A 9,453-nucleotide genomic window follows, 5' to 3' on the forward strand; every position below is an offset into this window, starting at 1 on the left:
AGGTCGGGGAGGATGTCAATCGTTTTATTGTCGTGCCAGACGAATTGGCTCGGGCATCCATGACAAATCCGATACACGGCATGGGTTAATATCCAGCCCCCCGCGGCGTGTATAGGTTGCATAAACCATCAGCTTTTCTGGTTGAAGCAGTTGCCAAATATCCGCAAATATTTGCTCAACACATTGCTCATGGAAACCATTATGCTGACGGTAAGAGATAATATAGGCTAACATACTGCGATAACAAGGTCTTTTGCCTTGCAGACGAATAAAAACCGTGCCCCAGTCAGGTTGGCCTGTCACAGGGCAGTTGCTTCTTAAAAGATGTGAATACAGTTCAATTTCAACATGATCCTGACTGCTTGAGTCGAGTTGCAGCAAGCTTGAGTCTGGGTGTTCAGACAGGCGTTCAGGAATCAGCTCATCAATACAGATGCCTGTCGGTTTGGAAATGGCCAAGTCATCGACCTGAAACAGTTGTAGCTCAATCTTTGCACCAGCAGCCTGAGACAAGTCACGTTCCACTGTTTCAATAAATGTTTCTCTTGACTGAAATTGGGTAAAGTTCAGGCTGTTGAAATATAGCTTGAGCGACTTTGATTCAATCAGGTTGGGGGAGCTGGCTGGCAGGGTGATGCGGCCAATCGCCACCTGTGGCAAACCGAGCTGGTTTAACCATGAAATTTCAAAGACATGCCACCAATCCTTACCCTGACTAATGCCGTCAATATGTGCATATTGTTGACGGGAATCAGCGCGGGCAATTGGAAACAAAACCTCTGGCTGATATTGAGTTGGGTATTGGGTGTCTTTGCCCAACAAGGAAAGTTCAACACTCATTCACGCATTCCTGAACCACGAGCTAATAAATGATAGGCAATTGCATAGAGGGCAACGCAGCATAGTGTCACGATGCTCAATGAAAAGGATACATTGACATCACTGTGTCCTAAAATACCGTAACGGAACGCATTGACCATATAGACAATTGGATTGATTAAAGACAGGTTTTGCCAAAATGGGCTTAACGCGCTAATCGCATAAAAGACACCACCCAGATAGGTGAGCGGGGTCAATACAAAAGTCGGGATAATCGAAATATCATCAAATGACTTGGCATAAACGGCATTGATAAAACCACCAAGTGAAAATAACAACGAAGTAATGATGACGGTGTAGACCGTCACAAATAAATTGTAAATTTCCAGATGGGTAAAGAACAGGCTCATTAGGGTTACAATCAAGCCAACCAGCACACCACGGCTTACACCGCCAATCACATAACCCCAAAGAATCAGGTGTAAGGGCACAGGGCTCATGATCAGTTCTTCAATACTTTTTTGAAATTTTGCACTAAAGAAACTTGATGAGACGTTGGCATAGCTGTTGGTAATCACAGCCATCATAATCAGGCCTGGCACAATGAACTGCATATAGCTAAAGCCACCCATTTCACCAATACGTGAGCCGACCAGGTTGCCGAAAATCACAAAGTATAAACTCATGGTGATGGCAGGTGGCAGCAAGGTTTGTGGCCAAATCCGCATAAAACGGCGAATTTCTTTAACAACCAAAGTCCAGAGTGCGGTTTTAAGCTGATTGAAGTTCATTGATTCGCTCCCGCAAGATTCTTCTCGACCATTTTCACGAACAATTCTTCCAGACGATTGGATTTATTGCGCATACTGTTGACCTGAATATTCTGTGATTGCAGGATCAGGAACAGGTCATTCATGTTATGCGCCTTGTCCATGGTCACTTCCAAAGTCACAGGATCGACCAGATTAAACTTGAACCCGATAATATCGAGTTGTAAATGCTCAATCGGTCGTGCTAGATCGAAAATAAAGGATTCTTCGTTCAACTGATTAAGGAAACCTTTCATACTGGTATCTTCCTTAATCACACCACGGTCAATGATGGCAATACGACGGCACAGCATTTCTGCTTCTTCCAGATAGTGTGTCGTCAGGATGATTGAAGTGCCTTTCTCATTCATTTCAGTGAGGAAATCCCACATGGAACGGCGTAGCTCAATATCCACACCCGCAGTTGGTTCGTCCAAAATCAAGAGTTTGGGTTCATGCATCATGGCACGGGCGATCATTAGGCGGCGTTTCATCCCGCCAGACAGCATGCGTGACTGGATATTACGTTTTTCCCATAACCCCAGTTTTTCTAAATAATGTTCGGCACGTTGTTCAGCCAGTTTTTTCGGAATACCGTAATAACCCGCCTGGGTCACCAGAATATCAAAGGTTTTTTCAAACTGACCAAAGTTAAACTCTTGTGGGACGACACCAAGACATTGTTTGGCATGTGAGGGGTGGGTATCAAGGTTATGCCCAAAGATTTCAACCGAACCCGATGTCTTTTTGGTTAAGGAACTGATGATACTGATTGTGGTTGATTTACCTGCACCATTTGGACCCAGTAGTGCATAAAATTCACCCTCAGGCACAGTTAAATCAATACCTTTTAATGCCTGAAAACCATTACGATAAGTTTTGGACAAATCGCTCAACACCAAAGCATCAGTCATGAACGTCTCACGTTATTTAATAGAATGCGTATTTTGAGCGATATAAAAGAATAAACCAAGTGGAAAAACAGGTTTATGGCGTGTTAAAAACAGAACGATCACAGAAAGGGAAGTATCTTAAGAAGATGGTGCGCTCAGCGGGACTCGAACCCACGCCGCAGGCTTCGGAGACCTGTACTCTATCCAGTTGAGCTATGAGCGCGTGCGAGCCACATCATAGGCAAAAAAAGCACATAGGTAAAGTATATAACTTCGCTTAAGGCCGTTATTGTTTATTAAAACAACGATTTCTGCTTTTATTCAGCCATTTTTACAAAATCAGCATGATAAATGCTGAACTGAATAATTAATCAGTTTTAGCGTTTGATTCAGTTGGGTTGGTGGAATACGGGATTCCTGTAATGAGGTAATCCATTGCATTTGACACGCTTTCAATTGTTGTAGCGTTTTAATGGACTGAACTTTTTGTACCAGTGGACGAGCCATCAAGCCGCAATAGGTGGTTAAGGTCTGAATCATCACTTGCTGAATTTCAACAAAAGCGAGTTTTTCCAGTGAAATATTTTCTGGTTGAATCTGCTGGACAGGAACAGTATTGATTTCAGATACTTCTTTTATAGCGGATGTTTCTGAACTGTTCACTTCGTTGACTTGAACACTTAAATCTTCTTTTATTTCATTTTTTACTGGGGGTTGCGTAGCTTGCTGCGCCAATAAGCCCATATCAATCAGTTGTTGCACCAGTTCTGTTGGTGCAATTTTTTGTTTATAGTCATGGTTTAGGTCCTGAAAGTCTTCGTGATCAATCAGTAACAATAAACGGCGTTGACGTGCGGTCAGCTCAATATTGCGTTGCTGCAACGCATTTTGCCCAAGTTCCGTTTTAAAAAAATGTGACATTTCTGGATCTCCCCCAGCCAAGAACTAGATGGAGATTAAGATACGGTGAATAGATGACAATAATGTTAACAATTTATTAAATATCATTGTCTTGTTTGGAGTAAGTGGAAAATAATCTAACAGTGCGACACGTTATGGAGTATTTGGCTCACTGAGTTTCCAGTGCCTTGCGTAAATAAGGGTCAAGATCATCCTGACGTAGTAACCATTGAATATAGTCGGTAGGCAGGTCCTGAATGGCAGTACCCTTATGTTTGCCGAAAGTGATGCTCTTTGGAATACGAGCTTCTTCTGAAGCAATATAAAGTTGTTCAATATCCTGAATATTGAGGCGGTGAATGATGTGCATCAGGATATTGGCTGTCAGGATAATATCGGCATCGGCTCGGTGCGCACCCTTAAGCATTTCCCGCGCCTTGTCACTGCCTTTTGAAATTAAATAAATCAGGGCTGAAATATTGTGTGCTTCCGCATCTTCCCAAACATGGCGGGCCAGGGCAAGGGTGCAGATTGGTTTCAGTTTGGATGTATCAACCCCGCAGCGTGCGATTGCGGCAATATCATAATCCACATTATGTCCAATAATATAGCTCGTCTGTTCTGGTAGCTGGAATTCACGGTAATTGGGCTGATCGACCAAATCTGATTCCAGAATATGGTGTACGGCCATTGCCGCATAGGAAATGGGTTGATTGACCTGATAAAGCTGATCAAAGATTTGGCTCTTATCCAGACTTAATTTTCCACTTTCAATTTTAATCGGCGCATAGGCGATTTCGATTGGCAAACCATTCAGTGTATGTGTCTCAGTATCCAGAATAATGGCTTGCATGAAGTGGTCCTATATGAAGTCTAGAATTTTATTATCTTACAAGAAATTTATTTATTGTGCCGTCAAATAATCGCTGTTTGAGCCCAGCCTAAAATGCTGGTTCAGTATTCGTAAAACTTTGAATGGTGGTTTGAGATTTACCCAAAGACTTTGACTCATACATGAGCTGGTCTGCAATCTTGGTTGCATCCTCAAGATTTTCAGGTAGTTCAGTCAAGATTGCTAAACCCATACTAAAGTCCACGCGGTATTGTTGTTTTAAACCACTTTCCTGAAATAATGCTCTAATACGCTGGTCACAGTGATTTGCCTGAGTGTCATTGACTGCCTTGACGCCATCAAGGTCAATGATGCCCAACACGACGAGTATGAGTAAAATCAATAAACGTCGTAGGTTGGTATTTCATGCGAATAATCGTTCTAAGGTCTTTTCCATTACATTGTTATAAATGATTACACATTAAAACGGAAGTGCAATACGTCGCCATCCTGAACAATATAGGTTTTGCCTTCCAAACGCCATTTACCCGCTTCTTTCGCACCGTTTTCACCGTTGTATTGAATGAAGTCATCATATGCAATACATTCAGCACGGATAAAGCCTTTTTCAAAGTCCGTGTGAATCACACCTGCCGCCTGTGGCGCTGTGGCACCCACTTTAACGGTCCAGGCACGGACTTCCTGTACACCTGCAGTAAAGTAGGTTTGTAGGCCAAGTAATTTATAACCTGCACGGATCACCACGTTTAAGCCTGGCTCTTCCATTCCCATCGCTTCCAGAAATTCAGCACGGTCTTCATCTTCCAGTAATGAAATTTCAGCTTCGATCTGGTTGCAAAGTGGAACAACAATCGCATTTTCCTCAGCAGCCAATTTTTTTACGGCGTCAAGATGTGGATTGTTTTCAAAACCATCTTCCGCCACATTGGCAATGTACATGGTTGGTTTGAGTGTCATTAAACCAAAACCACGGACTGCCTTACGCTCATCATCAGAGAGGTCTGCTGCACGTGCTGGCTTACCTTCATCCAGTAAAGGCTGGATTTTTTCCAAAGCTGCCTTGGTTGCAATGGCATCTTTGTCACCACCTTTTGCTGCTTTGGTTAAGCGTAACAATGCTTTAGCAACAGTATCAAGGTCAGCCAGTGCAAGTTCAGTGTTGATGGTGGCAATGTCATCCAACGGGTCAATTTTACCATTCACGTGAATGACGTTTTCATCTTCAAAGCAACGCACCACATGGGCAATCGCATCCGTCTCACGGATGTTGGCAAGGAACTGGTTACCGAGGCCTTCACCTTTGGATGCGCCCGCAACCAGTCCTGCAATGTCAACAAATTCCATGGTGGTTGGCAGAATACGCTGAGGTTTTACAATCGCCGCAAGTTTGTCCAGACGTGCATCTGGTACAGGTACAATCCCTGTATTGGGTTCAATGGTACAGAACGGAAAGTTTTCAGCAGCAATGGCTGCCTTTGTTAATGCATTAAATAATGTAGATTTACCTACGTTTGGCAGACCAACAATACCGCAATTAAAACCCATGAAACCACTCACAAATGTGTTATTTAAAAAATTGCTGCTGATTTTACATGAAAGCCATGACAAAGTCAGGTCATGGCTGGAATGAAAAGTCGATCTCGCCCAAATTACAGGAGATAGGAAAAAAATGACATTGTAATCATTCATTTTTACTTCTAAAGTATGGCAAACCTTAGGTTTGAACGAATAGAAAAATAAATTTGGAGAATTTATGCGGGTTTTATACCAATTTCCTTTGTCTCATTATTGTGAAAAAGCTCGCTGGTTGTTGGATCATAAGGAATTGGACTATGTGGCACATAATTTAATTCCTGGTTTTCATCGTGCGTTTACCTATTTCAAGTCAGGGCAATACCTATTGCCAATGCTGAAAGATGGTAAACGCTGGATTGCTGATTCGACCCAAATCGCCTTATATCTGGATGCAACCTATCCTGAACATACACTGTTAAGACGGGATGAGCAATTGCGTGATCAGGCGCTGCAAATTGATAAACTGGCAAATGAGCTGGGTATCCATGTACGCCGCTGGTCACTGGCACAGGCACTTTTAGTGGGTGATCATCCGCTTGAAATCATGATGGGTGAACAAGGCTATTTACGCCAGTTTGAGAAGATTTCTAAACCAATTCTGAAAAGTCTGGTCTCAACCAACTATAAGCTTAATCCCGAAAAAGTCGCTAAATCCAAAATTCGCATGACAGAGATAATCGCCGATTTAAATCAGCGTCTGGTTGATAATCAGGGGCGTTACTTGGTGGGGGATCGTCTGGGTTTGGCTGATATTTCGGTCTGTTCAGTCCTTGCACCCTTGCTGGTGATCAAGGGAACACCGTGGGAACTGGAAAATGATGATATTGAACAGTTCTCAGACGAATTAAAGCAGTATCACGACTATTTACTGGATTTACCACTTGGACAATATGCACAGCGTATTTATGCCACTGAGCGTAATGCCCGTGTTGATTGGCGAGGGATGTAAATTTTCCGCTATACATCAGCCCTAAAATGTTTAGGGCTTTTTTATGAGAAAAAAATAGACATCTTTCACAAGATATAAGAAAAAATGATTAATGAGTTTAATATCTAAAAGAAAATTCCTTTTTTTAATTAAAAATTGGAATTTATTTCCAAAATTGCTTTAAAAAAAATGAAAAGAGGGAAATAATTATGAAAGAGCTTTGCTATCTTACGTTTCAGGGTGAGGAACGATAAGTTCCGCAAGGGAATCGAAACCAGTTGTTCAACTTTTGGGAGACAGTTGAACCGTGATTTAAAAAGTTTGGTTTCGAGCTTGAGACAAAGATAAGCCAAAAGTTTATCGGAATAGTGTCTACATTATCTATGTAGTATGGTCAAAAGTTAAACGTATGTTTTTCCCTTGATCCCCCCAAAAATTACACATAAGAGAACAGTTCCGATGCCACCTAATTTTAGACTGAGGACTGTACAATGGAATTAGATCGTTTTGATAAACAGATTCTGGAAATTTTGACCCATGAGGATGTCAACCTGAATGAACTGTCAGAGCGTATTAACCTATCTGTCAGTTCAGTACACCGTCGGATCAAGAACCTGATTGAGTCTCAGGTGATGGGACAGCTCAAACGGGAAATTAATTTTAATAAGCTCGGCTTTAGCTTACATATTCTTTTACAAGTTTCATTGAGCAAGCATGATAGTGAAACCTTTGATAAATTCCTGCAAGAAATTGAAGATATTCCAGAAGTCACCAATGCCTTTTTAGTGACAGGGCAGAGTGCAGATTTTATTCTGGAACTGGTGGCTCGCAATATGGATGACTACAGTGAAATCCTGTTACGCCGTATTGGCAAGATTGACAGCGTGGTTGCACTACATTCAAGCTTTGTGATTAAGGAATATAACGTATTTAACTGCTATAAGCTTTTGAACAAGCTATAAAAAAATGCATCTAAAAAGATGCATTTTTTATTCATCTGAGTGGTTTAGACATCAAGCTGCGCTAAAACATCTTCAGAGAACTCAACGTTGGTATAGACGTTTTGAACATCATCCAGATCTTCAAACATATCAATCATTTTCATGATTTGCTTGGCTTGATCAATATCTGTGATTTCAGCTTTGGTTGATGGGCTCATGACCACTTCTGCATTGTCGGACTTTAGACCCGCAGCATTCAAGGCATCTTGTACATCACCAAAACTTTCTGGCGTGGTAATAACCAGGATGCCATCTTCAGAAACTTCGATGTCTTCTGCACCAGCTTCCAGCGCCACATCCATGATTTTGTCTTCTAAAGACACATCTTCAAAGCTAATTTCACCGCGTTTGGTAAACAAATAAGCCACTGAACCCGATGTGCCTAGGTTACCATTATTTTTTGAGAAGCAATGACGGACGTCTGGCACAGTACGGTTTAAGTTGTCTGTCATGGTTTCAACCAGAACGGCAACACCACCCACACCATAACCTTCATAAGTGACTTCGTTTAAATCTTCATTATCCTCGCCACCTGCACCGCGCTGAACAGCTCGGTTGATTGCATCACGCGTCATATTCACTGAAAGTGCTTTTTCAATCACTGCACGCAGACGGGGATTGCTGGCTGGATCGCCACCGCCTAGTTTCGCTGCTGTAACGATTTCACGAATATATTTAGTAAAGACTTTAGCACGGCTGGCATCTTGTTTTGCTTTACGATGCTTTGTGTTGGCCCATTTAGAATGACCTGCCATGGAAATAACTCCAAAAATTAAAACTTAAAAAAGTGCAGGAATATTAGCATAGCGATGGTTTTGTTGAAAACAACCGTATTTGATATTCCAAATTTAAAATTGGCCTGATGATCTTAACGTGAACAGAACAAACGCTATTGAATTTTCACATCGATGCCATATTCGGCATACAAGGTTTTGATTTTTTCTAAATCCTGCTGCAAGTCGGTTGGATAAATTTTACCTAAAATACCGCCTTGCCTGGTTTTGGCATTGGCGTACATCAGGATGATGGGTACATTGGCTGCCTTGGCAATATGCCAGAAACCAGTCCGAATTGGCTTGCGTTCTTCGCCATCTTTGGCACGTGTTGCCTCAGGTGCAATCACAAGGTTGAAATGATCATTTTGATTAAACAACTCAACCATTTGTGTGACAATATCTTTGCTGGCCTTGCGGTCAACAGGGATGCCACCAAGCTTTTCCAGAATCGTTTTAAGAGGGCCTTTAAACAGTTCTTTTTTGATAAGCGTATGGATTTTAAGCTCTAAAATTTCAAATAGTGCAAGTGACAGGATGGTGTCCAGATTTGAGGTGTGTTCAAAGCCAATAATAACTTGTTTGTTTTCTAAAATGGCTGGATTGACATTATATGTCCAACCCGTTGCTTTAAAAATAGATTTTCCTAAGAATTTTTTCATGGCAGAAATACATGACAAATGAATGATGAATGGCAGCAGTGTAATGCGAGTTTTTTAGAAAATACATATCCTAAAATTCCACACTAAAAAGAAATTTGGATGTTTCTTAATTAATCAAAATATGCAGATATTATCTTTACTCAAGATGCAGAGATCAGATAGAATCAGCGCAGTTTTTGGTTTTACTTCGTTTTTTAGCGACTTGATAAAATCATCTGCTTGTAATTTAAGTTAAATTTA

Annotated in this window: 11 protein-coding genes and 1 tRNA gene; 2 read left to right on the top strand and 10 right to left on the bottom strand. The window is 41.4% G+C overall.

Going from position 1 to position 9,453, the window contains the following annotated elements; all coding sequences use genetic code 11:
- Window positions 1–24: 24 nt before the first annotated feature.
- The 8 genes from queF to ychF all read right to left on the bottom strand — a co-directional run bounded on the left by queF (window position 25) and on the right by ychF (window position 5,819).
- Window positions 25–840, bottom strand: a complete 816-nt coding sequence (gene queF, locus B4H32_RS08920) for an NADPH-dependent 7-cyano-7-deazaguanine reductase QueF (protein ID WP_004757862.1) — start codon at window positions 838–840, stop codon at window positions 25–27.
- The gene (locus tag B4H32_RS08925; protein WP_004679673.1) at window positions 837–1,610 is read right to left on the bottom strand and encodes an ABC transporter permease; all 774 of its coding nucleotides are present in this window, start codon (window positions 1,608–1,610) and stop codon (window positions 837–839) included. Before B4H32_RS08925 ends, queF begins: the two co-directional genes overlap by 4 nt.
- Window positions 1,607–2,542, bottom strand: a complete 936-nt coding sequence (locus B4H32_RS08930) for an ABC transporter ATP-binding protein (protein WP_004682310.1) — start codon at window positions 2,540–2,542, stop codon at window positions 1,607–1,609. The genes B4H32_RS08925 and B4H32_RS08930 overlap by 4 nt, the downstream gene beginning before the upstream one ends.
- A gap of 126 nt (window positions 2,543–2,668) precedes the next feature.
- A tRNA-Arg gene (locus B4H32_RS08935) sits at window positions 2,669–2,744 on the bottom strand.
- 116 nt (window positions 2,745–2,860) lie between these two features.
- Window positions 2,861–3,442 (bottom strand): hypothetical protein, encoded by a 582-nt coding sequence (locus B4H32_RS08940; protein WP_004679669.1) that lies wholly within the window; start codon window positions 3,440–3,442, stop codon window positions 2,861–2,863.
- A 148-nt stretch (window positions 3,443–3,590) separates the two neighbouring features.
- Entirely contained in the window at window positions 3,591–4,274 is a 684-nt protein-coding gene (locus B4H32_RS08945) for a 3'-5' exonuclease (RefSeq protein ID WP_004682309.1), read from the bottom strand.
- Window positions 4,275–4,362: 88 nt separating this feature from the next.
- Entirely contained in the window at window positions 4,363–4,656 is a 294-nt protein-coding gene (locus B4H32_RS08950; protein ID WP_228127228.1) for a hypothetical protein, read from the bottom strand.
- Window positions 4,657–4,727: 71 nt separating this feature from the next.
- Window positions 4,728–5,819, bottom strand: coding sequence for a redox-regulated ATPase YchF (gene ychF / locus B4H32_RS08955; protein WP_004679664.1), 1,092 nt, complete (start codon window positions 5,817–5,819; stop codon window positions 4,728–4,730).
- Between the two features lie 208 nt (window positions 5,820–6,027).
- Between ychF and B4H32_RS08960 the strand changes: the two genes are divergently transcribed.
- Together B4H32_RS08960 and B4H32_RS08965 are read left to right on the top strand one after the other, a co-directional pair.
- The gene (locus B4H32_RS08960; RefSeq protein ID WP_004682306.1) at window positions 6,028–6,798 is read left to right on the top strand and encodes a glutathione S-transferase family protein; all 771 of its coding nucleotides are present in this window, start codon (window positions 6,028–6,030) and stop codon (window positions 6,796–6,798) included.
- 470 nt (window positions 6,799–7,268) lie between these two features.
- Window positions 7,269–7,739, top strand: coding sequence for an Lrp/AsnC family transcriptional regulator (locus B4H32_RS08965; protein WP_004661600.1), 471 nt, complete (start codon window positions 7,269–7,271; stop codon window positions 7,737–7,739).
- Between the two features lie 44 nt (window positions 7,740–7,783).
- Here B4H32_RS08965 and B4H32_RS08970 read toward each other — a convergent pair whose 3' ends face one another.
- Together B4H32_RS08970 and B4H32_RS08975 are read right to left on the bottom strand one after the other, a co-directional pair.
- Window positions 7,784–8,533, bottom strand: coding sequence for a YebC/PmpR family DNA-binding transcriptional regulator (locus tag B4H32_RS08970; protein ID WP_004682305.1), 750 nt, complete (start codon window positions 8,531–8,533; stop codon window positions 7,784–7,786).
- 134 nt (window positions 8,534–8,667) lie between these two features.
- Window positions 8,668–9,213 (bottom strand): 1-acyl-sn-glycerol-3-phosphate acyltransferase, encoded by a 546-nt coding sequence (locus B4H32_RS08975; RefSeq protein ID WP_004682304.1) that lies wholly within the window; start codon window positions 9,211–9,213, stop codon window positions 8,668–8,670.
- Window positions 9,214–9,453 lie beyond the last annotated feature (240 nt).

Source organism: Acinetobacter sp. UBA2063, from assembly GCF_002333245.1.
GTDB lineage: Bacteria > Pseudomonadota > Gammaproteobacteria > Pseudomonadales > Moraxellaceae > Acinetobacter > Acinetobacter parvus.

Bases quoted from the DNA above. Each gene is read 5' to 3' on its own strand.
- B4H32_RS08965 (WP_004661600.1), top strand. From the start codon at position 7,269: ATGGAATTAGATCGTTTTGATAAACAGATTCTGGAAATTTTGACCCAT.
- ychF (WP_004679664.1), bottom strand. From the start codon at position 5,819: ATGGGTTTTAATTGCGGTATTGTTGGTCTGCCAAACGTAGGTAAATCT.
- B4H32_RS08940 (WP_004679669.1), bottom strand. From the start codon at position 3,442: ATGTCACATTTTTTTAAAACGGAACTTGGGCAAAATGCGTTGCAGCAA.
- B4H32_RS08945 (WP_004682309.1), bottom strand. From the start codon at position 4,274: ATGCAAGCCATTATTCTGGATACTGAGACACATACACTGAATGGTTTG.
- B4H32_RS08960 (WP_004682306.1), top strand. From the start codon at position 6,028: ATGCGGGTTTTATACCAATTTCCTTTGTCTCATTATTGTGAAAAAGCT.
- B4H32_RS08970 (WP_004682305.1), bottom strand. From the start codon at position 8,533: ATGGCAGGTCATTCTAAATGGGCCAACACAAAGCATCGTAAAGCAAAA.
- queF (WP_004757862.1), bottom strand. From the start codon at position 840: ATGAGTGTTGAACTTTCCTTGTTGGGCAAAGACACCCAATACCCAACT.
- B4H32_RS08925 (WP_004679673.1), bottom strand. From the start codon at position 1,610: ATGAACTTCAATCAGCTTAAAACCGCACTCTGGACTTTGGTTGTTAAA.
- B4H32_RS08975 (WP_004682304.1), bottom strand. From the start codon at position 9,213: ATGAAAAAATTCTTAGGAAAATCTATTTTTAAAGCAACGGGTTGGACA.
- B4H32_RS08930 (WP_004682310.1), bottom strand. From the start codon at position 2,542: ATGACTGATGCTTTGGTGTTGAGCGATTTGTCCAAAACTTATCGTAAT.